Source organism: Erysipelothrix tonsillarum DSM 14972, from assembly GCF_000373785.1.
Taxonomy (GTDB): Bacteria; Bacillota_I; Bacilli_A; order Erysipelotrichales; family Erysipelotrichaceae; genus Erysipelothrix; species Erysipelothrix tonsillarum.
On record NZ_KB892378.1, the window covers coordinates 234,297 to 257,271 of the forward strand.

The following is a 22,975-nucleotide window of genomic DNA, read 5'->3' on the forward strand; positions in this document are numbered from 1 at the left end:
CTAAGCTAAGATTCCGAAGAAGCTTAAGGCAACACCAAGTACTACTGTAAGAATAACAAGTTTGTATGTGTTCCAACCTTTTTTCTTAATTAGGTAGTACATTAAACCTGTATAAAGCATTGGTAGAAGCGCAGGAGCAACTTTGTCTAAAAGACCTTGGATGTTAACTGTTGATTGTTTAACACCTTCTTGGATTTCTCCAGCTGCGAATGAAATATCAACTTTCATCTTAACAAATGTAGCTGCAAGACCTGAAATAACGGTAACACCAACAATGTTTGCTGCTGTTGAAATTTGTTCCATCTTTTCGCTTAATTTATCAATAATACTTGTACCAACTTTATAACCATAAACACCCATTCCGTAACGAATACCGAATAATACAGCGTTAATTGTGATTAAGAATAATACAGGAGCAATTGTAACACCATCCATTGCAAGTGATGCAAAGATTGTTGAGAATAATGGTGCGATTGCGAATTGTGATAATGAATCACCGATTCCAGCAAGAGGACCCATTAAAGCCATCTTAATTGGACGAATTTCTGACTCAGGACGTCCTTCATCAGCCATTACTAAGTGTAATGATGTAATGAAAGGAAGTAATTGAGGGTTTGTGTTATAGAATTCACAGTTTGCACTCAGTGCTGCTGCGAAATCATCGTCGTTTGTATGTACTTTTCGTAAAGCTGGGTATAGAACTAAAGCATAACCAAGACCTTGGTAGTTACTATAGTTAAATCCATTTTGTAAAAAGTATGAACGAGCTGTTGTTTTGAAATAATCTTTTTTCGTTAATTTATTAGATCCAGTCATCGTTACCTGCCTCCACTTCTGTTCCTGATACATTTACTGTGTTTTGTGAATCATTGTATTGTTTTACTGCAAAGATAGCACCTACTAATGCAATACCGATAACTGGTAATTGGAAGTAAGCTGCACATACGTAACCTAAGATTACGAATGGGATAAGTTCTTTCTTAACCATTACAGATAAGATCATTGCAAATCCAATGGCTGGTAACATTCCACCGGCTACGTTTAGACCTTTTAATAACCATTCTGGAATTAATCCAACAAGTTGTGTTAGAAGTTCCATACTGTAAGCACCTAAGAATCCTAATAGGAATCCTACGATTGCGAATAATACAACTGTTAAGTTTGTAGACATGCGGAATTTTTTGAAGTCTTTATTTTCTAAAGCTTTCGCTGCACTTTCAGGTGCTCCAGCACGAATTGTATAGATAAATGTTTGTAAGAATTGAATTGCAACAGCAAATGGAATTGATAATGCTAATGCACTTTCAGGTGTAATTGATGGGTTTGTAATCGCCATTAATGTACCGATGATACCAGGACCGATTGGGTTAGGTGGAACAGTTCCTCCGGCTCCAACACCGAATCCCATAAATGCTAATTCAGAAATAGCACCTACTTGTAAAGCAATTTGAAGTGCACCTGGGTGACTTCCGTTTAAGATTAAACCAACACCGAATGCTAAGAATAAGCAACGGTTTGAGTAAATACCCCATAACATACCTGCGTAGCAGAATGCAGTCCATAGACCGATTAGTATGGCTTGAAATAATGTAATATTCATTATTAAAATTCCTCTCTTTTCCTTTTATAAATAAATAGTTATTGCCTTAGTGCTTAAATATATTTACGGATGTCAACTGGTGCTGCACCGTCTCCACCGTTAGGTGTTGTTTGAGTATTGAAAGTAATGTCTTTCGCTACCATTTTTCTGAGGCAGTCTTTGTCCTCTTCACCTAAGAAGATTGAACGTGTAACTTTTTCTTTGCCTTCGCAATTGTGAATGTTTCCAATATTGATCTCTGAGATTGGAACACCACCTTCAACTAAACGTAAAGCATCTTTTGTATCCTTAACAATTAAGAAAATTGATTGTTGTGGGGACGCTTTATGAATAACTTCGATAACTTTGTCAACGGGGAAGAAACGCATTGCAACTGATTTTGGAATTACAGTTTTCATAAGTGTTTGAGCCATGACATCTTGTGCCGCTTCATCATTAGCCACAATAACGGTGTTAACGCCTAGTGATTTAATCCAAAGCTGACCTTGACCGTGAACGAGACGTTCATCGATACGTGTCATTACAATATTTGGAGTACTCATAATTTACCTCTTTCTTACCAATACAATTCCCAGTCTTTATAAAGGCGCATGAGGGCTTCTAAATAATAGTAGTCTCCCCAAATGTTTCCTTCATCCACACCTTTGCCACTGTGCCATGAATAGACACCGTGATAAAGCACTGGATTTCCTGGTTCATGTGTTGTTTTTGTGTAGTTGTTGATTAATGATCTTAAGATAGTGTGTGATGCTCCCTCATACACGGTTTTAAGTTCATCATTCTTCATATATTTAATCATTTCTAACATACCGCATACAGCAATTGCTGCTGCACTTGAATCACGTGATTGGTCATCACCATCTGTGAAGATAAGATCCCAATAACATACGTAATCTTTAGGTAAACGGTTTAAGAAATAATTAGTCATTCCTTCATGCAGTGGGAACACTTCATCTTCATGTGTATAACGATAGTTTAATGGAATTCCATAGATTCCCCAAGCTTGGCCTCTTGCCCAGGATGAATCATCGTTATAACCTTGACGAGTTGCACCACGTACTGGACCACCTGTTTCAGGATCCATGTAGAATGTGTGGAATGCACTTGCATCATCACGAATTACGTATTTACAACTTGTGTAGAAATGACGTTCTGCTATATCAGCATATTTCTTATCGCCCGTTACTTCTGTTGCCCAATATAATAATGGGATGTTTAATAAGCAATCAATAATGAAACGGTAATGCTCAGGATTGTTATACTCGCCCCAGGCTTGTATAAATTCTCCCTTTTCTTGCCAACGGGTAATGAGCTTATCAGCCGCTAGAATAGCCGCTTCTTTCGCTTTTTCAGAACCTGTTAACTTGTAACCTGCCACACATGACAATGAATATAAGAATCCAAGATCATGGTGATCGATTTCGATATCATTTACAACACGATGGTGGAAAGAATCAACATTTTTATCTGCGAGCTCACGATACTTTTCATCACCTGTGTATTCATATGCCAACCACAATAGACCGGTCCAAAAGCCGTCCGTCCACTCGATATTATCGATGATCGGATACTTTAGATCTTTTGTTGCTGACCATGGGAAGCGCTCACCAATGTGCTCCATATTAAGATCAATCTTCTTAATGGTATCTTCAATCGCTTGCTTCACTTCTTCTTTTGTAAGCAGTGTTGCTGTCTTGAATGTATCCATATCGCGGATTGGCTCAATGGTCACTTGCTTAATATGCTTTTCCATGTAAGTACCTCCTTGAAAAACGTTTATAAACTGGTTTACTGGACATACGCATTATAGCCCTTGATTTTTCTCGTGTCAACGGTTTTTTTGAATAAATCTAACCGCTTTCATGTGAAATTACCATTTTTTTCACAAATCAGTCCTTATATATAGGCAAAACCTGAATTTTTTAGTAAACCAGTTGACAAAACCGGTTTACTGACCTATTATGGTGTTAGCTGGTTTGCTAGAGACCGACTGGACATTGGTCAAAAAAAAAGGGAGACTACTATATGAGTGAAGTATTAAATAGAATTGAAAAAATCGGTATCGTTCCCGTAGTTAAAATAACTGAAATCGAAGATGCATTGCCAATGGCAACTGCACTTTATAACGGTGGCATCGATTGCATGGAAATCACATTCCGTAGTGAATTTGCATTACCAGGTATCGAAATCATCGCTAAAGAATTACCAGATATGTTAATTGGAGCTGGTACTGTCTCATCTGTTTCCCAAGCCGAAACTGCAATCAAGGCTGGGGCTCAGTTCATTGTGACACCTGGATTTAATCATGACGTTGTGAAATGGTGTGTTGAAAATGATGTTCTTATCTTACCTGGAATTTCTACAGCATCAGAACTTGAAACAGCAATCTCTTACGGATTGACAAATGTTAAGTTCTTCCCTGCAGAATCAAGTGGTGGTGCTAAGAAAATTAAAGATCTCAGTGCTCCATATGCTGGCATTACATTTATGCCAACAGGCGGTATTAACGCTAAGAACATGCATGATTACTTAGCTTTACCTTGCATTAACGCAATCGGCGGTAGCTTTATGTTACCTGCAGATGCAATTGCAGCTAAAGATTGGGAAACTATTGAGCGCCTAAGCCGTGAAGCAGTAGACGCATTGTTATCATATGAATTAATTCATATTGGTTTCAATAACAACACTAGTGAAGAAGCCAAAGAAAATGCTGAAGTAATATGTAATTTGTTTGGATTTAAATATTATGGAAAACCTAAGAGTCATTTCGCAGGCCGTGGTTTTGAATTCCTCAACACAGTAGGACGTGGCGAACACGGACACTTTGGAATTTACACACCTTACCCAGAACGTGCGCTCTATCAATTAGAGAAAAAAGGAATCCATGTTATTGAAGATACGATTACACGTAATAAAAAAACAAACAAAATCAACTTTGCATACTTAGATAAAGAAATCGCAGGATTTGCCATTCATTTGATTAATCCTGACGTGAAGATGTAGAGAGGTATTATAAATGAAAAAAGTAATTACATTTGGAGAAATTATGCTTCGCCTCGCTCCAGAAGGTTACCTCCGTTTCTCGCAAGCTGATAAATATCAAGCGACTTACGGTGGTGGTGAAGCAAACGTTGCCGTCTCACTTGCAAACTTTGGTGTGGACGCAGCATTTGTTACAAAATTACCTACCCATGCGATTGGGCAAAACGCTGTAAACGACCTCCGTCGTTACGGTGTTGATACAAGCAAAATCACACGTGGTGGTGATCGTGTCGGAATCTATTTCCTTGAAAAAGGTGCTTCACAACGTGCAAGTCAAGTTGTCTATGACCGCGCACACTCAGCAATCGCTGAAGCAAAACCCGAAGATTTTGACTGGGATGCAATATTTGAAGGCTATGACTGGTTCCATACAACAGGAATCACACCAGCATTAGGTGAAAACGTAGCTGCAATCACAATTGAAGCCGCAAAAGCAGCGAAAAAACATGGTTTAACTGTGAGTTGCGACTTAAACTTCCGTAAGAAATTATGGAGTAATGAGCAAGCAAACAAAACAATGGGTGAATTAATGGAATTTGTTGATGTTGTCATCGCAAATGAAGAAGATTCACACGATGTATTTGGTATCTCAGCTTCAAATACTGATATCACTACTGGTGAAATCAATCACGATGGTTATATTGATGTTGCAAAACAACTACACGAGCGCTTTAATTTTAAAGCGGTTGCTATCACATTACGTGAAAGCATCTCTGCAAGTGATAACAATTGGTCAACCATGCTTTATACTGGCGATCAAGCATATTTCTCAAAAAAATATAATGTTCGCATTGTAGACCGCGTTGGTGGTGGTGACTCATTCGGTGCTGGATTAATCTATTCAATGCTTAATGACTACGCACCTCAAGATACAATTGAATTCGCAACAGCAGCTAGCTGCTTAAAACACTCCATTGAGGGTGACTATAACCGTGTCACAGTTCAGGAAGTGGAAACACTTGCTAAAGGTGACGGTTCAGGTCGTGTACAACGATAGGAAAGGAATTAATATGAGTAACTTTAAAATGGAAAACTTCCGTTTAGACGGAAAAATCGCTCTTGTAACAGGAGCATCATACGGTATTGGATTTGCTTTAGCTCAAGGATATGCTGAAGCAGGTGCAACAATCGTATTTAACGATATTAATCAAGAACTTGTAGACAAAGGACTTGCAGCATACGAAGCAGAAGGTATTAAAGCTCATGGTTACGTATGTGATGTAACAAATGAAGAACAAGTTACAGCATTAATTAAAACAATTGAAGAAGAAGTCGGAACAATTGATATCCTCGTAAATAACGCTGGTATCATCAAACGTGTTCCAATGATCGAAATGTCAGTTGAAGACTGGCGTCAAGTTATTGACATCGATCTTAACGGACCATTCATTATGTCAAAAGCTGTTCTTCCTTCAATGATCGAAAAAGGTCACGGTAAAATCATTAACATTTGTTCAATGATGAGTGAACTTGGACGTGAAACTGTAAGTGCTTATGCTGCCGCTAAAGGTGGACTAAAAATGCTTACTAAGAATATTGCATCAGAATACGGTGAACACAATATTCAATGTAATGGAATTGGACCTGGTTATATTGAAACACCTCAAACAGCTCCATTACGCGTTGATGGACATCCATTCAACAGCTTTATTATTTCAAAAACACCCGCTGCACGTTGGGGTAAACCTGAAGATTTAATGGGACCTGCTGTATTCTTAGCTTCTGAAGCATCAGACTTCGTAAACGGACACATCCTTTACGTTGACGGTGGTATCTTAGCTTATATTGGTAAACAACCAGCATAATTAAGCAACCTATTACAACATGAATCGAACGCCACGTGGTGGACACACCACGTGGATTATTAGAAAGAGGACTATCAATGAAAATTGCATTAATTAACGAAAACTCACAAGCTGCTAAAAACGGAATTATCTTAGCATCACTAACACAAGAAGCTGAAAAAGCTGGACACACAGTTGTAAACTACGGTATGTACAACGGAGAACAAGAACACCAATTAACATATGTTAAAAATGGACTTCTTGCTTCAATCTTATTAACAACAAAAGCTGTAGACTTTGTTGTTACAGGTTGTGGAACAGGTCAAGGTGCTATGTTAGCATGTAACTCATTCCCAAATGTACTTTGTGGACACGTTACAGATCCTTTAGATGCTTACCTATTCGGTCAAGTAAATGATGGTAACTGTATTGCAATGCCATTTGCACAAGGCTTCGGTTGGGGTGGCGAATTAAACCTTAACTACACATTTGAAAAATTATTCTCAGAACCATTCGGTGGTGGATACCCTAAAGATCGCGTTATCCCTGAACAACGCAACAAAAAAATCTTAGACGGTGTTAAAAAAGTTACACACCAACCATTAATTAAAATCCTTAAAGAAATCGATCAAGACTTCTTAAAAGAAACAATTGACTACCCTGAATTCAAAGAATTATTCTTTGAAAGCTGTCAAGATGCAGAAATCGCTGAATACCTTAAATCAGTTTTAGCTGCTTAATAAAATAATGACAATACGAAGACTCCACAAACGATTCGTATTCAAATTTTCTCCAAATCACACACTGAAACTGTGTCTTACAACTTGTAATTTCTCCTTTATCACATTTCAGTGCCCTTCTACTGGCTTCCAATCGTAGAAGGTTAAAGAGGCCTAGTTCTCCGATATAATTAGGTCCTCTTCATTTGATAGCAGCACGACGTTTATCGTCTCTCTTCCTTAATTTATGCTGCTATCGGTAAGCGCAATGGTTTCATCTATATCCCGTCTTAGATTGAAACTACTATAATATAATAAATAAGAAAAAGACCCTGCTTCCTGGGTCTTTTTCTTATTTTCGGCGTAATACCATTCCTAAAATACAGAGAATACTTCCTAAGAGCCATGTGGATGTTTCTGTTACACCTGTATGCGGTAATTCCTGCTGTATTGGCGTTTCTATTTGAGTTGTAACTACGCCTTCTGACTCCCTATATTCAGGTTTTATCGGCTCTAAAGTCATTTCAGTTACTGGATTTGTAATTTTATTTTCAGCCATCACATGACGATCAAGGCTCGCTCCTTGATTACGTGGCAAGTCTTCTTGTAAGACCTCCGCACGTATTTCAGAAACATCATTCGTCTCATAGACTCGATTTTCGAAGTTTGTTGGCTGTTCAAGACCATCCTTGTTTGCAGTTGATATTGGTGTTACTGCAGCACGTTCCACCACCGATCTTACAGATTCCGTATTGTAGGATAAATCCTTCGACGTTATTTTTGTATTGAAGTTTGGTTTCTCTTGCACCGTCTGTTTAGCAGCTTGGGACTGGAACACTTCCTTTACAGATGGCGTACGTTTTTCTGGATGTAGTCTTTGAGTTAGTATTTCTGCTTTCTTATCAACGACAACCTTCGGTTCAATCTCGTCTGATACTGGCTTGGTAGTATTTGTGTTTGATTGTTCACGATTTGATAGGACCTCTTTAACCGATTGCTTGGAGGCATCCGGTTGAGTTTCATCAAGGGATTGCTTTACAGCCTGTTCCTTATCGCTCTCCTTCTGTGTATTCAACGCATTTTCCACCTTTTCTTCCACTTCAGTTTTAGTTTCAACTCCATTTATCGCGGGCTGTAATTGTTCCTCACGAGCCTTCGCAGAGTCCAATTCACCGGTAACTTCCACTACCGGTTCAGTATGTTTGGCTTTTGAATCGGTATCTGGGTTATCTTGTTTTGCAACCACTGGACTTAAATTTTGTTTATCGGATGGTTTTGGTTCGTTGTGACTTTTGGAAACTGTTGAATTCATACTAATGGTGTCACGTTGTTTAAAAGGATATATATTCAAATCATAGTGATCAATCAATTCCTCCAGTTCTTGTTTGTTTTTGACGTTATATTGCGCTCTTAAGGCTTCTCGTTCTTCGTTGGGTAACTGATTAAATCGCGCAATAATTGTATCGATGCGCTGCATCATTCGATCATCATATTTTTTCTTAAGATTTTCCAAACTACAATGAGGTAAACGATCATCACTATACACGTGATGCATCATGGTATTCATCGCTGTATTTGGGATCTCAGGGATTATCACATCTTCTAATTGCTCAAAAGAGCGCGCGGGTTGCCTTTGGTCAAAGATTTCAAAACGGCCTCGCACACCCATGGTGAGGTTGTTAAGAGGTTTACTTGGATCTTTCGCAATTGTAGCGCTGCTACCTTCCACTTCAAACTTTAATTGTCCGTAGCCAAAACGTCCTTCGTCTTTAAGACGTATACGTTTCATATCACCTTCCGAAGTAACTTCAAGTGTACCACCTTCAAATTGAATTTTCGGCTTTGTTTTTGAAAGTGAATAACGCCTAATCTCGGGTTCTTTTCCTTCTATTGGACGTATTACGGACACTTCAACATCAACAATTTCTTTAAAAATCAAATTATTATGATCATCATTTTCCATTTGGAATGGACTTAAATAAATATCATAACCTACCATTCCTTTTCCGTGAGGATGAAGCCCCTTAAAATCATCATTTACATCAATGTACCACTGCGTAAGTCCCACATTTTTCTTTAAACTACGAACTTTAAAAGGGAATCGTTTCGGTCTAGACACATCCAAAATTGGCATTGTAATTTTATTGGGTCTCAATACCCCTTTCATGTCATAGCGGTTTGTTCGCACGACCGGTTCTTCGCGACTTGTATCAATAAGGTAGGCATAGTTTTGATAATTGTCGATGCCTTCATCCAAATCATCTTGTAACAGCGTATAGTAATAATCTAACTCAATTTTATCGCAGACAAATGATCTCGATCCATCCTCAAACACTTGAATCACCGGACGATAACTTGAAGCACTAATATCATACTTCTTTAAGAGATAATCCTTCACTTCTTCATCATAAGAGGCTGACGCTGTAACAGGTAAAAATACAGTCACACATATGACCGTAATCGATAATATGATCGTTTTAAATTTCATTACTTGCTCCTTTCCCGGCAATTATATCATCGTAAAATTTTAAACTATCTTAAATAAAAACCATTTATACAAAAAAAAATGCCCGAAGGCATTAAGGTGTTGGCGAACACGTTAAATTATTATCTTGCATCTCAAGCAAGACGTGTTCTAATGTTTGTTGCACCGACACGGGTTGCATCGGAACATAGAGTTCCTCATCAATTTCATTTCCCTTTAACATTAAATTGGTATAACCTGATGCAATCGCAAATTCACGCTGATTCACTTGATATTGATAAACCATCATCAACGTCCCATTAACATATGGATGCTTCGTATCTTTATCTTGGGCATTGGCTATATTTTTAGGTAGAACCCCATAACATACATACATCTCCTTAACAGCTGTCGCCAAGGAATCTTCCACACGTTTTTGAGCGGACATTTTAAGGCTATCGAGAATATTAATCTGGTCATAATCTTTAGGCACCTTCGCAAGTGCGTCTACATCAAATGCCATACTTGTTTGCGCTAAAATAATCTGATGTTCATTCATAAAGGCTTTCCCAGATGACGTCGGTTTAACAGACACAGTCACAGAGTCACCAATGGAGAGCTCGTTTGAATTTATTATGGAGTAATCCAACATTGGAAGCAGTTGGGCCGTGATATCATCTGGAACTGATACATTCGTGATGTCGACTTCCGCTACACCTTCCCCATTAGAACCGCTATAAATTAACTTAATCCCATCAAAAGGATCGAAAACAATTTCATTATGGATTTCTTGGACAATATAAACCTTTTTCGTCTCAGTAAACACCAATTTATTAGATTCCATAAAACGTTGCGTTGATTCCGGAACCTTTGCAGATAAAACAACACGATCGCCCTTTTTTAAATTATAGTTTGGTTCTAACGTGTACTTAATCGCCTTATGAACACGGTTTAATTGCGGATCCGATTCAATCAGTTTTTTATTGATTTCAATCATTCCAAAGGCACCATCCCCTTCGCCTTGAAAACGAACATTCACATTCGCAAACGGATCAATTTCCGTTTCACGATAAATATGGTCCCACAAAAAATAACCACCAACCCCAATAAAACCAATCACTAGGAGCGTAATAATTAGACGGGTCCGATTCTTAGCCGATTCATCAGGAACATAGTTCTCCGTTTCCTCAACTTTAGATGGTTTGTGTTCAGCTTTTCGGATATTTTGTTTATTTTCTGACATAGAACCTCCTCTTTGTTTAATAATAGCATGGAATGAATTGAGATTGTACCCATATACTGTCCTAAATGAACACTTTTGATGTCAGTGATAAGTACACCTTATGACAAAGAAAAAGCACACATGAGTGTGCTAATCTTCTAAAGCATAAAGTCCTGCAGTATAACCCGTCGAAAATGCGGAAGTAATGTTAAAGCCTCCAGTATAAGCATTATAATCCATCAACTCACCACAGAATGAAATGGTAGGATTAATTTTAGATCGCATTGTTTTAGGATCAATTTCTTTGAGATTTACACCGCCATTTGTAACAAAGGCATGTGCAAATCCTCGGGTCGCATAAACTGTCATCGGAAATGCTTTTAAAGTTTGAATCATTTCATGGTCGTTCTTACAAAACGTTTTGAAATAAGCAATAAGACGCTTGGGAATCCCTTGTTCTTGGACCGACGTCTCAAGATCTTCATAAGCTTGCAATTGTTCCAAGGTAACCTTAGGTAAAAAATCAATCGCTAGATGAACAGGACTTTCTTTTTCCAAAATACGCATCACATAAAAACTAGCACGCAATGCCGCAGGTCCGGAAATACCGAAATGCGTAAACAATAAATCATGAGTAATACTATGCTTGATTTTCTTTCCTTTATACACATGGATGGTAACGTCGTGAAATGATAAGCCCTGAAGTGTTTTCTCTTGAACAAAGACATCATTTGAAACCAAAGGAACCTCAGCCGGTACGAGGTCTGTAATGGAATGACCCAAAGTTTTAGATAATTCATAACCATTCCCATCTGAACCCGTTCCAGGTAGCGTTCTACTACCAGTAGCAAGAATCAAATGATCGTAATTAAAGCGATCTGTCTCCGTCACCACAACTTGTGCTTTAGGATCAATTTCTGTAACAAAAGCATGTAAGTGAACCTCCACACCGGACGCTTCAAGCTTGCGGTCTAACGCTGCAACAATATCTTGTGATTTATTGCTTTCAGGAAAAACACGATGGTGGTCTTCGATTTTTAAAGGACAACCATTTTCCGGGAAAAATGCTTGAATGTTTTGCGGATTGAAATTCGTTAAACTTGAGAAAAGAAACTTCCCGTTTTTAGGGACATGCTTGATGACTTCTTCATTACTTACATTGGCCGTTACATTACAACGCCCTCCGCCCGTCATGCGTAATTTCTTACCCAAGCGTTCATTTCGTTCCAATAAAATAACATGAGCATGGGGATGGTTTTTTTTCGCAGAGATTGCAGCCATCATCCCCGATGGTCCGCCTCCAATTACAACAACATTTTTCATACATTACTCCAATCTTTCTCTTATTATACATAAAAAGAGTGATGAAATCATCACTCTTGAATAGCAGATTGGATTCGTTTCAACCCATCGATCAGAATCGAACGGGGACACGCTAAATTCATACGCATAAAGCCACGGCCATTTTCACCAAATTTCGACCCCTCACTAAGAAAAACATCATGATGTGTCAGCAATTCAATCAATGTTTCTTCTGATACACCCATTGCATTAAAGTCTAACCATTGTAAATAGGTGCCTTCGAGAGGAAAAACACGAATGGGTAACTTTTGTTCTTCAACAAAATTTTTAACACATTGATGATTATCGGCAATCAGCGCAACAAAGGCATCAAACCAAGGTTCACAATCAGTATAAGCAATTTGGGTTGCCGCAAGTCCCAAAACATTTGTATCATTCGACATACCGTCTTGACTTACATGTTCGGTGTATTGCATTCTAAGGTCTTCGTTTGGAATAATGACGTGTGCATTTTGTAGGCCCGCTAAATTAAATGACTTACTTGCTGACGCAAAAGTAATTGAATTCGCTTTGGTTTGATCACTGAGTGATGCAAACGGAATAAAGGTAAAACCTGGCATGATTAAGTCACCATGGATTTCATCTGAAAAGACCAGCACATCATGCGCTTTACAAATCGCTGCAATACGCTCAAGTTCATGACGGCTCCAAACACGACCGACAGGATTATGAGGACTGCATAACAAGAGTACTTTTGTATTTGGATCTGCAGCTTTCGTTTCAAAATCGTTAAAATCAATTACCATAGCGTCATCCACTTCGACTAAAGAAGTTTCCACTACAACGCGTTTTAAATTTTGAATGCTGCGCTTAAAGGGGTAATACACCGGGGTCATAATCATGATCCCTTCCCCCTCTTGCGTAAACGTCTTGATAGCGTTATTGATTGCAACAACAACACCGGGTGCATTCACAATCCAATCCGCTTCTAAATGCCATTGATGGCGACGTGCATACCACCCAATTACAGCTTCGTAGTACGCATGACTTGGTGCTGTGTAACCAAACACCATATCGTCAATATAATCCTTTAAACCGTCTGTTAACGCCTTAGGATGTGGCATATCAACATCAGCGACTGTAAAGGGAAATGCTGCTGCACCGTGATTGGGAGCCTTAGCATCCATCTCCATCCATTTGTATGATCGATCGTTTAAACGATCGCGAATTGTTTTAAATTGTTCCATATAACCCTCCTTCACTCTACTTTAACAACATCTTCACATTGTTGTGTGAATAACAGCAAAAATCTTATGGTATAATACAAGTATAAGAGGTGATTATCATGCAACAAAATCATAATAAAGATGAAATTATTGATGTTGGAAATGAATTACTGATTGCCCTTGAAAATGCACTATCGACCATGGATGGCGCTAACAACTGGGGTTTGCTCGATTTATTAAGTGGAAATTATTATATGACCTATATCAAACACTACAAAATTGAGTCCGCCGAAGAGAATCTTGCTCATGTAAAATATCTTTCGCAACAATTTGAATGTGAACTCAATGAGTTTGAGCGCTTGGTACCTCAATTCATTGATGCAACACCCTTTATTTTGGTTTCACGTTATTTCTTTGAAAATCTTTATTTTGACTTACTGGTGCAAGGGAACATCGCCGAAGGAAAAGAAGCACTCAAAGAAATGATACGTTGTATTGAAAAGATTTTAAGAACGCTTAATCATCATTCTTAAAGGAGGCTTTATGATTAAAACTAAAGTTTTTCAAGACCAGGTTAATTCTGATGATGAATCATCCGATGCTTTAAAACAGATGGAATCATTTATGAACCAAGAGGGGATTGAATATTTGGGCCACTCACATGCCAATCGGACCTCGCGCGAGCGTTTAGCGGGTTGGACAGCAAAACACTATGATCGTGAAATTATTTTAGTCTATCGCGAATGCCAATAAAAAACACTGTAAAATACAGTGTTTTTTATTGCGATTGACGAAATGCCTGCAAGATTTCAAATGCGTCTTTCCCATGGATTAAACGGTGATACGTTTTTTTACCTTCATCATACGTTTCACGGACAACTTGGTAATTTACATCTTTTAATTGATTCCGTTCCAAAATGAGTATTTCGTTAAAGACATATGCAAACACCGCCAGCATATAGATTGAAGAATAACCGGTTACTTCAAACGTACCGTCATGAACCACATCGGAGAGTGTTTGCGAAATTATTTCTTCAATTCCTTCAAAATGCCCCTCAAGATCATGATGGTGAAGGAGCGATTCACAGAGTTCCGAATCGACATGGTGTCGCATAAAATGCTCCAGTTTTGGCGATGTCACCTCATCACGAGCATCCGCAAGTGTTGAAATTGATATCAGATCAGCATAAATCGTCAGTAGAAGATTATCAATAGGAAAAGATGGAGCCGTTAAGACCATCGCTTGGTAAACCGTATGCATGCGTTGAAGACCAAATTCAGAGGTTTGATTCATGTGTTCAACAAATTGCTTTAAAACACGCACTTTAGGGTCTACCGGAACTTGATGTACAAGATATAGAGCACTTAAAATAAGTAGCCCTACCCACAGCGTGGAAAAAATCAACAAATGATATTGTGAAAGATAGCGTATATCACCACCTGTAATCCCCAAGAGCATCAATACCGCTGAACTCGCGATAATAATACGTTCGCTCAATCGAAAGGTCACCTTGCGTTTCACATCTAAGATATCAAAATAGCATTCTAAAAGAAACCAAGCAATTAAGATCGTAAAGATTGCAATCGGGAGGCCGGATTCAGGTGACTTATAGAGAAATGAATAGCATGCTTGAATGATGGCACACAATAAAATCATCCACTTAAATTTAAAACGTCGCATATAAGTCCTCCTTTAACTTATATCATTATAACAAGTTTCATTTCCTCCGTCCTTGATAATCATCACGAATTTAAATTGACGCCAAGACATCCACAAATTCATGTTCAGGATGGGTCAAAGCACGCTCACGTAATTGATTTAGTTTTTTTCCTGTAATGATAATGACACCATTCGCGCGTGCAAGATTATATGCACTGCGAGTATACATATTATTTGTGACGACAACACCCTGTTGAGCACCATAGTATTTAATCGATCCCACGACTTCTTGGATGGCTTTATTACCAACTTTACTTGAATAAAATTTTGCTTGTACCGTATATTTAAAACCATCTGGCCGCGTTAAAACAAGGTCTGCTCCTTGATCTCCAGACCTTCCGCTATGTTTCACATTATAAGCAAACATTGAAAATAAGTGCTCAAGATAGTGTTCAAAATCTGTCCCCGTTTGCAATGCTGATAAATCAAGCAATTGCTCACGTTCTTTTTGAATCGCATCGAAGGTATTGTTCAAATAACGGTTTTTTAATTTGATTTTTTCTTTGCGGTCAAACTGTTGAATATAGAATAATTCAAACTCCGTAAGTCTCGCCGAAAAACGTAATAAATCTAACGGTGACACCTTACTTAAATCACGGGATTGTTTAACCATCATACCGCATTCATAACAGATAGAAGCACTCTTAAAATCATCCTGCTGAGCTTTTTCACGCAATACTTTTTCCATATTTAAACCGAGGGATAAGTCTGCAGTTGATTGATAGGTCCAATCAATAAAAGAAAAGCCTTGGTTCTCATAAAAACTTGCAATCACAAGTTTAAAATGGCGCTCACGAACACCTGGTAATTGCTCTTGATAAAACTCAATAAATAATTCCTTACTCTTCTCAAAAACGTCATCGATATCTTCGAACTGTTCACACATATTATAAAGAAGGGTTCCCAATTCATGCGATCGATATACCCGTTTTCCCATTCGATCTAAAACAATGACGGCATTAATCGCATACGCAACAAAGGTTGAGATCAATACTTTATCAGAGAGTGTCTGACCCGTTAAAAAAGACTTTAGATTACCTTTCGCTTCATTAAAATATAATGTCCGCTCAAGCAAAATCATACTGGCTTCATCACAGGTCAAAAAAGCTTGTTTATATTTGTAATTTTCTTGGTTATCTTGGTACTCCTTGACAAATTGTTTTTTCAACGTCGGCTGTAGATTTTTATTTAAAAACCGTGAAACATCTTCCCACCGTATGGATTCATAAAAAGCCTGAAAGTGCTTCGTTTTCTTTTGATTAAAGTAGATTGATAAAACAAGTTGGTGTATCGGATATTCTGCAAGGCCAAACTTCTCATGATAGGCATACAAGTGCCCCACTTGCGCAAGGCCAAATACCGACATTCCTTGGTATTCCATCTCAAACTGATGCATGAGCCGATCTAAATCTGCCACTGCTGTTTGCGGTTTTGTTTCTACGGTTTTAATCCTCTTTTTTTTGAACCGTTTATGATGCTGTGAACGTGGCAGTTTTAATTCTCGAGATGATTGCGTTTCAGCCCGTCGCTTTCGACGATAACGAATGCGGTATCCAAAGAGTTTGCGATACACAAACCACAGAAACCCAAGCCATACAATCAATCCCACCAATTCTGAATAAGTGGTAATGGTGCGATTCGGTAAAATCATAATAACCATGATGCCTGACATTAGTAACTCATGATACCAAGGATCTTGTGTTTCATATTCTAATTTAAGCCGAAATGTCCCTTCATGCACAACCCAAAGTGAACTAAACAATAACACCATCACTAGACTTTCAAGCCGCTTTTCCCCACTGGCTTGGAATGCTCCAATACCCCATAATATTGCGAAACCAATCCAAACTTTTGATAACTTTTTCATATGCTTCCCCTACAAATATTTTCCTTATTATATCAATTTTTAAACATACCGTCAGAGCTCGCAAACAACCTGTCATATATTGGGCATTATTTAAATATATTATGCGTCGTTTCACTTAATGTTCACATAATTTTAAAAGCTTTACCAAACCACCTCAAGGTGCAAAACAACGATATAGATAAAAACATTTTTGATGAGGCAAACAAAAAAAACTTCGACATAATATTGATTTAACTAAAGGCGCATAAACGGCACTAAAGTACTACGCTTTAGTGTTTTTTTGCACGTAATTATCACATCGACACTCTATACTAAACCTATATGGGGGGATATTATGAAAACGATACTTTTAGTGATACTTTTTTTGGGTATTGATCAAGGAACGAAGTATTATGTTGCATCAACCTTTAATCAAGCAACCCTTTATATTTGGGGTGATTCGTTATTAATTAAACCACATCTAAATCAAAATATGAGTTGGATTAATGGCGTGCTTAAAGAAACACTTCACATCACAATTTCTGATGATGTGACACTCTTTATACGAAGTGCACTCTTCGTAATGATTGTGATGTACTTAATCTATCATATCGGCATCGATAACCGTCGTCTCGATAGTCACTACCGGATCAGTCTTGCCTTGATTTTAAGTGCTACCCTCGCATCAATTCTGGACCAAACCCTTTGGGGTGGTTCTTTAGATTGGATTGCCTATACAACCCAATCCTTAAAGATTTATGCCTTTGATTTAAAAGATTTATTTCTTGATCTTGGGCTCATTTCTCTGATTGGTGCTATGCTTATTAATCATGAAGGACGTCTGTCTGAAATCATATTCTTACGGAAATCAGTCAATTAGGACGCTTAAACGGTCATTAAGACCGTTTTTTTATTATTGGTGCAAAAATGAGCTATACTCAAATTACAAAACATGGAGGTACCAATATGGATCAACAACATAAAGAAATTCAAGAAGCAATTAATGCAGGAGAACAACTCCTCTATCAGCTTGAACAATCCCGTTTATATCTTAAGAAGGCATCGCATTGGGGCCTCTATGATATGTTGGGTGGAGGTTTTTTCGCAACCATGATCAAACATAATCGTATTAAGGATGCGAAACGCTATATGGATGATTCCCGTATGTTACTGCAACGTTTTAGTTCTGAATTACGCGATATCCACACAACCTTTGATGACTTGGGTGACATTGATGGCTTTTGGACCTTTGCAGATTACTTTATGGATGGTTTTCTTGCAGATTTCATGGTTCAAACAAAAATTAATAAAGCGCTCAGTAAACTCGATGGTCTCATTACAAGCGTTCGTAATATTCTGTCCCAACTTTACCAAATGAAATAAAAAAAAGACGCTGAGCGTCTATATATTATGAGATCTTCGCTCTGGAATCAGGGCGAAGATTTTTTCAATGAGCGGTGCACATATAATGTATAATGACCACCCGATCATGCCACCAAAAGTATTGGCAAGCAGATCATTAATATCCGCTACCCGTCGGGTAAACAGCGTTAATTGCATGGTGAGTTGCGTCATTTCTATACAAAGTGAAAAGGCCATACTCAACATTATTATTTTAAAAAAACTGGGTTCCTTCAATTTATAATTCATTAAAAAACCAAAGGGAATCAACATGATGATATTGGGAATTAAATAGTCCATATAACTTGAATAATGATAATGGAATAAATCCATAAAGAAGGGTTGCGTATTATATTGTAATCCCAATTCCATTGCTTGATTGGCAAGTACTTGTTTATCATTCATTGGAATGGGCAATAAAGCAACCTCAAACACGCCACAGAAGTAGATAAAAAACAACATATTTAAAACACGCTTTGCACGTTCCTGTTTACGAAAAAAAGTAACATAAAGCAAGATAAACAATGCAAAATAAAGAACAATACCGGTATTTAACTGGACGGGGCGTGTGCGAAATGCAACAAGCCATGTTTTTAAAAATGTCGTAAGTTGTGTCACATAAAACTCCTTAACGGGTTGCGTTGAATGCTATTGTACCATATCCATTCCAAATGCCCAAGACCGTAGTGCCATTACAACTGTTTCACAAATTTATAGTGGGTTGCTTCAAAACCATGACTACGATAAAACGCATGAGCACGGGCACGTTTTTGATTGGTTGTGAGCTCAAATTGCAATGCACCTTTATCAATTGCGAACGCCTCTGCAAAATCAATAAGCGCAGCCCCATACCCTTTTGATCGACACTCTGGGTCCACCACCAAATCATTAATTTCCGCAATTAAACCACTATGATGCAATTGCACATCAATACGCATATTGAGACACCCCACAACCTTACCCTGTTCTTCATAAACAAAGGCAAACATATAAGGATTTTCCAAGACTGCTTGAAAGGCAGACGCAAAGGGTTCAAATGGAAAAATCTCATCTTCTAAAACATTCATTAAGTTCCATATTGCTGGTAAATCATGTTCCGTTGTAGCTCGTATCATGGTTATACTCCTTTTTGGTGATTATATCAAAATATCCTACAAAGATAAATAAAAAACAGGCTAAGCCTGTTATGCGTTCACAAATGTAAGTGAACCTTTTTTGATTCTAAGCCATACTTGAATTGGTCGTGTCAGCAATAAGATTCCCACAACAATACTTAAGAATAACGTTGCATCAAAGCCAAATACAGTTTGCATTTGCGTAATCCCGGTAAAATATTGGCTTGTAAATAAGGACTGTGCAAAGCCGTAGAGAATCGCTAAGTGAATCAATTGACTGATTCCTTCAACAAGACCCAAATGTGTACGCACGATGTTTAATTCACATTGAATTAGAATTGCCTTCATCAACTCTAAGATAAAATGAACAAACACCATTGCTTCTACATAAATCAAAGCGTCGCCATCAAACATGACTGCGAAAATCCCAAACACAATTGCGTGAATTCCAATATGGCCTGCTAACCAAGAAAATGATGAGCTCTTGTTCTCAAACATTTTATTGGGTTGCAAATGAAAATCCGCAAGGATGTGAAGAATGGTAAAACATAAAAATAAATTAACCATAATACGCTCCTATCTCTCCCACTTCATTAGAGTATACATGAAATAGAGCAATAATATCAAGTATTTATTACATTTTAGCGGTCTTAATGGGGCCGTATTGGCAATATTTTAAAAATGGTATAAAAGACTATCGATGCACTTACAGAAAAAAAGGCAAATGGTGACGTTGCCTTTTTTAGAGAATTACTTCATGAAAATGTGTATCCGGTCAAAGATGCTGAGTGCACCATTATACAGTGCACTTGCAGCAACAACTGGCATGTAAATAAAATAGAGCGCATAAGCTTGTTGGTTTGAAGGCACCAGCCCTTTGGAAACAAGTCCTAGTAATAGTAGAATTGCTACAGCATTAATGATTAACGGTGGTAACCATCGTTTGGTAATGACTTTATTGAGAAGGTATGTTGCAAGTACGGACAATCCCATATAAATTAGACCATAGTAGAACCATCCAATAATAAGTTGACTTAGTGTCATCATCCAATCCCCTTTCTATGCGTTTTGCATCGCTTTCACAAAGCGATCGGTTATTTCTTGCGGACGTGTAATCGCTCCACCAACGGTAACACAGTGAACGCCGCATTCAATTGCTTTACGTGCCGCTTCCGGTGAATGAATTTTACCTTCCGCAATAACTGGTATGGTTAATTGCTCGACGAGATCAATCATCAACTGGTAATCAGGACCTTCTTGTTGTGGTGAATAACACGTATAACCACTCAGTGTTGTTCCCACACAGTCCATACCAATTGCTTCACAGTGGAGCCCTTCTTCCAAAGTCGAAATATCGCCCATGAGAATACAATCAGGATATTTATGTTTAATTTCAGCTATAAATTCCGCAATACTCTTACCATCGCCTCGTGGTCGAAGCGTTGCATCCAAAGCGATGATATCACACCCTGTTTCGATAAGGGCATCTATTTCGGTCATGGTAACCGTAATGTATTGTTCGTAATTGGGATAAGGTTTCTTGATGAGCCCAATCACTGGTAAATCGATGGCATCTTTGATTTGTTTAATATCAGTCACCCCTTGGGCCCGAATCCCAACCGCTCCAGCACGCGCTGCGGCTTGTGCCATCAAAATCATGACACCACCAGTTTCGCAATAGAGTGGTTCATCGGGAAGTGCTTGACACGATACGACGAGACCTTTCTCGAGTTGTTTAAAAATACTATGCTTTTTCATATGTCTATCCTTTCACAGCACCTACTGTAACACCTTGGGTAAAGAAGCTTTGGAAACAGAGGAACACAACAATCATCGGTAATGATGCAAGCAATGCCCCTGCCATTAGAAGTCCGTAGTTTAATGAGAATTCTGCAGACTGCGCCATGGAAGCAAGGCCTAGTGGAAGTGTCTTCATAACTTCGGAGTTGGTAAAGACGAGTTGAGAGAAGTAATCATTCCAACTAGAAATAAATGTAAAGATTGCCAGTGCACCAATTCCAGGTTTCACGATTGGAAGCACGATGTGCCAAAACTTTTTAAGTTCGCTGCAACCATCGATATCCGCAGATTCAAGTAAGGAATCGGGAACTGCATGAGAGAATTGCTTCATCAGGAAGACCCCAAATGGCCATCCAACTGCAGGTAAGATCAATGCTGCATAGGTATCCATCAATCCCAACTCCGTAATAAAACGAAGTAATGGAATCAAAATAACTTGTTTTGGTAGAGCCATCGCCGCAATAAAGATTGCGAAGATAACTTTAACACCTGGAAACTTTTTCTTAGCCAATGCATAGCCAGCTAACGACGCCGTGGTACAAACAAGTAAGGTCGTTGTTAGGGATACAAAAACTGAGTTGAAAAACCAACGTGCCGTTAAAGGTTGCAGAAGCAACTTATAGTTATCCAATGTTGGATTGAGTGGAAACCACTCCGGTGGTAAGGCAATCGCCACATCCTGCAACTTAAAGGATCCCGAAGCAATCCAATAAAATGGAAAGATAAAGAAAATCGTAAGTGCTACTAAGAAGATCATTGAAATGATATTAAAGAGTCCAAATTTTTTAAACTTCATGTGTATTCTCCCCCTAATAATTTACGTCATCCGATAAGAATTTAAATTGTAATGTAGAGATAATTGCAATAATGATTGCAAGAATCACTCCCATCGCAGACGCCTTTCCATATTCTTGTAGAATAATCGCTGTTTCATAAACCAAATACATTACCGTTGATGTCGAATAGTTTGGGCCACCCGCCGTCATTAATTGAATTAATGAAAAGATTTGGAAACTATTAATGGTTGTAGTAACCACAATGTATAACGTCGTAGGTTTAATTAACGGCCAAATAATTTTACGGAATACCACCCAGTTCCCTGCACCATCAATACGTGCCGATTCCAGCAATTCTTCCGGAACATTTCCTAACGCCGCAACATACAGAATGATAGGTTGTCCCAAGCTTGTCGTAATTAAGACGGCAATGATGGCGTAAATCGCTGTTTTAGAATTTCCGAGCCACTGTACATTTTCATTAATAAGCCCTGCATTTTTTAAGATATAGTTCAAGATTCCAAAATCCGGGTTATAGATCCATAACCACACTACCGTTATGGATACAACGGATGAAATAGCCGGAATATAGAATACACCTCTAAAAAACGAACGAACAGCTGCGTGTTTATTATAGATATGTATTGCAATGAAGAGTGCCAACATCACAACAATCGGTACCGCAACTAACGTAATGACTGCAGTATTACGCATGGATTTTAAGAAAATATCGTCATGCACTAAGTTGGTATAATGATTGAAACCGTAGAAGACTTGATTGCGTCCTCTAAATCTGAAAAACGATAAGTAAATCCCTTTGATCATGGGATATAAAACGAATGTTACGAAGAATAATAACGCGGGCAGTAAAAATAAATACCCACTCGTGTCAATATGCTTCTTTCTAATTTTCTGTTTTAATGCCTTCATACATATCCCCTTCTAATAAAAATGGGAG

General features: G+C 38.2%; 25 protein-coding genes. 8 read left to right on the forward strand and 17 right to left on the reverse strand.

The window, feature by feature from the left end:
* Genes B096_RS0104675 through B096_RS0104690 form a run of 4 tightly spaced genes read right to left on the reverse strand, consistent with a single transcriptional unit; the run spans position 1 to position 3,353 of the window.
* Entirely contained in the window at positions 1-816 is an 816-nt protein-coding gene (locus B096_RS0104675) for a PTS system mannose/fructose/sorbose family transporter subunit IID (RefSeq protein ID WP_018579600.1), read from the reverse strand.
* The gene (locus B096_RS0104680; protein ID WP_018579601.1) at positions 803-1,600 is read right to left on the reverse strand and encodes a PTS mannose/fructose/sorbose/N-acetylgalactosamine transporter subunit IIC; all 798 of its coding nucleotides are present in this window, start codon (positions 1,598-1,600) and stop codon (positions 803-805) included. Before B096_RS0104680 ends, B096_RS0104675 begins: the two co-directional genes overlap by 14 nt.
* Before the next feature lie 53 nt (positions 1,601-1,653).
* Complete coding sequence (locus B096_RS0104685; RefSeq protein WP_018579602.1) at positions 1,654-2,142, reverse strand: PTS sugar transporter subunit IIB; 489 nt, start codon at positions 2,140-2,142, stop codon at positions 1,654-1,656.
* Positions 2,143-2,156: 14 nt separating this feature from the next.
* A complete protein-coding gene (locus B096_RS0104690) occupies positions 2,157-3,353 on the reverse strand; it encodes a glycoside hydrolase family 88 protein (protein WP_018579603.1) in 1,197 nt (398 codons plus the stop codon).
* A 272-nt stretch (positions 3,354-3,625) separates the two neighbouring features.
* Here B096_RS0104690 and B096_RS0104695 point away from each other — a divergent pair, with 272 nt between their 5' ends.
* From B096_RS0104695 to B096_RS0104710, 4 genes are all read left to right on the forward strand, one after another.
* Positions 3,626-4,603: a bifunctional 4-hydroxy-2-oxoglutarate aldolase/2-dehydro-3-deoxy-phosphogluconate aldolase gene (locus tag B096_RS0104695; RefSeq protein WP_018579604.1), complete on the forward strand. Its 978-nt coding sequence runs from the start codon at positions 3,626-3,628 to the stop codon at positions 4,601-4,603.
* A gap of 13 nt (positions 4,604-4,616) precedes the next feature.
* Positions 4,617-5,639, forward strand: a complete 1,023-nt coding sequence (locus B096_RS0104700; RefSeq protein ID WP_018579605.1) for a sugar kinase — start codon at positions 4,617-4,619, stop codon at positions 5,637-5,639.
* Between the two features lie 13 nt (positions 5,640-5,652).
* Positions 5,653-6,447, forward strand: coding sequence for a gluconate 5-dehydrogenase (locus tag B096_RS0104705; RefSeq protein ID WP_018579606.1), 795 nt, complete (start codon positions 5,653-5,655; stop codon positions 6,445-6,447).
* A 77-nt stretch (positions 6,448-6,524) separates the two neighbouring features.
* Positions 6,525-7,166 (forward strand): RpiB/LacA/LacB family sugar-phosphate isomerase, encoded by a 642-nt coding sequence (locus B096_RS0104710; RefSeq protein WP_018579607.1) that lies wholly within the window; start codon positions 6,525-6,527, stop codon positions 7,164-7,166.
* Between the two features lie 331 nt (positions 7,167-7,497).
* On the opposite strand, the gene B096_RS0104715 is transcribed toward B096_RS0104710, so the two are convergent.
* The 4 genes from B096_RS0104715 to B096_RS0104730 all read right to left on the reverse strand — a co-directional run bounded on the left by B096_RS0104715 (position 7,498) and on the right by B096_RS0104730 (position 13,380).
* Positions 7,498-9,633, reverse strand: a complete 2,136-nt coding sequence (locus B096_RS0104715) for a hypothetical protein (RefSeq protein ID WP_018579608.1) — start codon at positions 9,631-9,633, stop codon at positions 7,498-7,500.
* A 91-nt stretch (positions 9,634-9,724) separates the two neighbouring features.
* Complete coding sequence (locus B096_RS0104720; RefSeq protein WP_018579609.1) at positions 9,725-10,852, reverse strand: hypothetical protein; 1,128 nt, start codon at positions 10,850-10,852, stop codon at positions 9,725-9,727.
* Between the two features lie 129 nt (positions 10,853-10,981).
* Entirely contained in the window at positions 10,982-12,154 is a 1,173-nt protein-coding gene (locus tag B096_RS0104725; RefSeq protein WP_018579610.1) for a BaiN/RdsA family NAD(P)/FAD-dependent oxidoreductase, read from the reverse strand.
* A 50-nt stretch (positions 12,155-12,204) separates the two neighbouring features.
* Positions 12,205-13,380, reverse strand: a complete 1,176-nt coding sequence (locus B096_RS0104730) for a MalY/PatB family protein (RefSeq protein WP_018579611.1) — start codon at positions 13,378-13,380, stop codon at positions 12,205-12,207.
* A 98-nt stretch (positions 13,381-13,478) separates the two neighbouring features.
* Here B096_RS0104730 and B096_RS0104735 point away from each other — a divergent pair, with 98 nt between their 5' ends.
* Entirely contained in the window at positions 13,479-13,892 is a 414-nt protein-coding gene (locus B096_RS0104735) for a hypothetical protein (RefSeq protein ID WP_018579612.1), read from the forward strand.
* Between the two features lie 10 nt (positions 13,893-13,902).
* Positions 13,903-14,112, forward strand: a complete 210-nt coding sequence (locus B096_RS0104740) for a hypothetical protein (protein WP_018579613.1) — start codon at positions 13,903-13,905, stop codon at positions 14,110-14,112.
* A 25-nt stretch (positions 14,113-14,137) separates the two neighbouring features.
* Here the strand turns inward: B096_RS0104740 and B096_RS0104745 are convergent, their stop codons facing one another.
* Both B096_RS0104745 and B096_RS09935 read right to left on the reverse strand, forming a co-directional pair.
* Complete coding sequence (locus B096_RS0104745; protein ID WP_018579614.1) at positions 14,138-15,040, reverse strand: hypothetical protein; 903 nt, start codon at positions 15,038-15,040, stop codon at positions 14,138-14,140.
* Positions 15,041-15,110: 70 nt separating this feature from the next.
* A complete protein-coding gene (locus B096_RS09935) occupies positions 15,111-16,946 on the reverse strand; it encodes a restriction endonuclease (RefSeq protein WP_018579615.1) in 1,836 nt (611 codons plus the stop codon).
* Between the two features lie 334 nt (positions 16,947-17,280).
* On the opposite strand from B096_RS09935, the gene B096_RS0104760 reads away from it, so the two are divergent.
* Both B096_RS0104760 and B096_RS0104765 read left to right on the forward strand, forming a co-directional pair.
* Complete coding sequence (locus B096_RS0104760; protein ID WP_018579616.1) at positions 17,281-17,805, forward strand: signal peptidase II; 525 nt, start codon at positions 17,281-17,283, stop codon at positions 17,803-17,805.
* An 86-nt stretch (positions 17,806-17,891) separates the two neighbouring features.
* Positions 17,892-18,308, forward strand: a complete 417-nt coding sequence (locus B096_RS0104765; protein WP_018579617.1) for a hypothetical protein — start codon at positions 17,892-17,894, stop codon at positions 18,306-18,308.
* 18 nt (positions 18,309-18,326) lie between these two features.
* On the opposite strand, the gene B096_RS0104770 is transcribed toward B096_RS0104765, so the two are convergent.
* The 7 genes from B096_RS0104770 to B096_RS0104800 form a co-directional block, all read right to left on the reverse strand.
* The gene (locus B096_RS0104770; protein ID WP_018579618.1) at positions 18,327-18,944 is read right to left on the reverse strand and encodes a VanZ family protein; all 618 of its coding nucleotides are present in this window, start codon (positions 18,942-18,944) and stop codon (positions 18,327-18,329) included.
* Positions 18,945-19,018: 74 nt separating this feature from the next.
* The gene (locus tag B096_RS0104775; RefSeq protein ID WP_018579619.1) at positions 19,019-19,441 is read right to left on the reverse strand and encodes a GNAT family N-acetyltransferase; all 423 of its coding nucleotides are present in this window, start codon (positions 19,439-19,441) and stop codon (positions 19,019-19,021) included.
* Between the two features lie 69 nt (positions 19,442-19,510).
* Complete coding sequence (locus B096_RS0104780; protein ID WP_018579620.1) at positions 19,511-20,008, reverse strand: DUF3307 domain-containing protein; 498 nt, start codon at positions 20,006-20,008, stop codon at positions 19,511-19,513.
* A gap of 183 nt (positions 20,009-20,191) precedes the next feature.
* Entirely contained in the window at positions 20,192-20,488 is a 297-nt protein-coding gene (locus tag B096_RS0104785) for a hypothetical protein (RefSeq protein WP_244264571.1), read from the reverse strand.
* A 12-nt stretch (positions 20,489-20,500) separates the two neighbouring features.
* Positions 20,501-21,199 carry an N-acetylmannosamine-6-phosphate 2-epimerase gene (locus B096_RS0104790; protein ID WP_018579622.1) on the reverse strand — a complete coding sequence of 233 codons (699 nt, stop codon included), beginning with the start codon at positions 21,197-21,199 and terminating at the stop codon, positions 20,501-20,503.
* A 4-nt stretch (positions 21,200-21,203) separates the two neighbouring features.
* Positions 21,204-22,037 carry a carbohydrate ABC transporter permease gene (locus B096_RS0104795; RefSeq protein WP_018579623.1) on the reverse strand — a complete coding sequence of 278 codons (834 nt, stop codon included), beginning with the start codon at positions 22,035-22,037 and terminating at the stop codon, positions 21,204-21,206.
* 13 nt (positions 22,038-22,050) lie between these two features.
* Positions 22,051-22,947 carry a carbohydrate ABC transporter permease gene (locus B096_RS0104800; RefSeq protein ID WP_018579624.1) on the reverse strand — a complete coding sequence of 299 codons (897 nt, stop codon included), beginning with the start codon at positions 22,945-22,947 and terminating at the stop codon, positions 22,051-22,053.
* Between the last annotated feature and the right edge of the window lie 28 nt (positions 22,948-22,975).

Coding starts and splice junctions, on each gene's coding strand:
- B096_RS0104675 (WP_018579600.1), bottom strand. CDS start 816: ATGACTGGATCTAATAAATTAACGAAAAAAGATTATTTCAAAACAACA.
- B096_RS0104680 (WP_018579601.1), bottom strand. CDS start 1,600: ATGAATATTACATTATTTCAAGCCATACTAATCGGTCTATGGACTGCA.
- B096_RS0104685 (WP_018579602.1), bottom strand. CDS start 2,142: ATGAGTACTCCAAATATTGTAATGACACGTATCGATGAACGTCTCGTT.
- B096_RS0104690 (WP_018579603.1), bottom strand. CDS start 3,353: ATGGAAAAGCATATTAAGCAAGTGACCATTGAGCCAATCCGCGATATG.
- B096_RS0104695 (WP_018579604.1), top strand. CDS start 3,626: ATGAGTGAAGTATTAAATAGAATTGAAAAAATCGGTATCGTTCCCGTA.
- B096_RS0104700 (WP_018579605.1), top strand. CDS start 4,617: ATGAAAAAAGTAATTACATTTGGAGAAATTATGCTTCGCCTCGCTCCA.
- B096_RS0104705 (WP_018579606.1), top strand. CDS start 5,653: ATGAGTAACTTTAAAATGGAAAACTTCCGTTTAGACGGAAAAATCGCT.
- B096_RS0104710 (WP_018579607.1), top strand. CDS start 6,525: ATGAAAATTGCATTAATTAACGAAAACTCACAAGCTGCTAAAAACGGA.
- B096_RS0104715 (WP_018579608.1), bottom strand. CDS start 9,633: ATGAAATTTAAAACGATCATATTATCGATTACGGTCATATGTGTGACT.
- B096_RS0104720 (WP_018579609.1), bottom strand. CDS start 10,852: ATGTCAGAAAATAAACAAAATATCCGAAAAGCTGAACACAAACCATCT.
- B096_RS0104725 (WP_018579610.1), bottom strand. CDS start 12,154: ATGAAAAATGTTGTTGTAATTGGAGGCGGACCATCGGGGATGATGGCT.
- B096_RS0104730 (WP_018579611.1), bottom strand. CDS start 13,380: ATGGAACAATTTAAAACAATTCGCGATCGTTTAAACGATCGATCATAC.
- B096_RS0104735 (WP_018579612.1), top strand. CDS start 13,479: ATGCAACAAAATCATAATAAAGATGAAATTATTGATGTTGGAAATGAA.
- B096_RS0104740 (WP_018579613.1), top strand. CDS start 13,903: ATGATTAAAACTAAAGTTTTTCAAGACCAGGTTAATTCTGATGATGAA.
- B096_RS0104745 (WP_018579614.1), bottom strand. CDS start 15,040: ATGCGACGTTTTAAATTTAAGTGGATGATTTTATTGTGTGCCATCATT.
- B096_RS09935 (WP_018579615.1), bottom strand. CDS start 16,946: ATGAAAAAGTTATCAAAAGTTTGGATTGGTTTCGCAATATTATGGGGT.
- B096_RS0104760 (WP_018579616.1), top strand. CDS start 17,281: ATGAAAACGATACTTTTAGTGATACTTTTTTTGGGTATTGATCAAGGA.
- B096_RS0104765 (WP_018579617.1), top strand. CDS start 17,892: ATGGATCAACAACATAAAGAAATTCAAGAAGCAATTAATGCAGGAGAA.
- B096_RS0104775 (WP_018579619.1), bottom strand. CDS start 19,441: ATGATACGAGCTACAACGGAACATGATTTACCAGCAATATGGAACTTA.
- B096_RS0104780 (WP_018579620.1), bottom strand. CDS start 20,008: ATGGTTAATTTATTTTTATGTTTTACCATTCTTCACATCCTTGCGGAT.
- B096_RS0104785 (WP_244264571.1), bottom strand. CDS start 20,488: ATGATGACACTAAGTCAACTTATTATTGGATGGTTCTACTATGGTCTA.
- B096_RS0104790 (WP_018579622.1), bottom strand. CDS start 21,199: ATGAAAAAGCATAGTATTTTTAAACAACTCGAGAAAGGTCTCGTCGTA.
- B096_RS0104795 (WP_018579623.1), bottom strand. CDS start 22,037: ATGAAGTTTAAAAAATTTGGACTCTTTAATATCATTTCAATGATCTTC.
- B096_RS0104800 (WP_018579624.1), bottom strand. CDS start 22,947: ATGAAGGCATTAAAACAGAAAATTAGAAAGAAGCATATTGACACGAGT.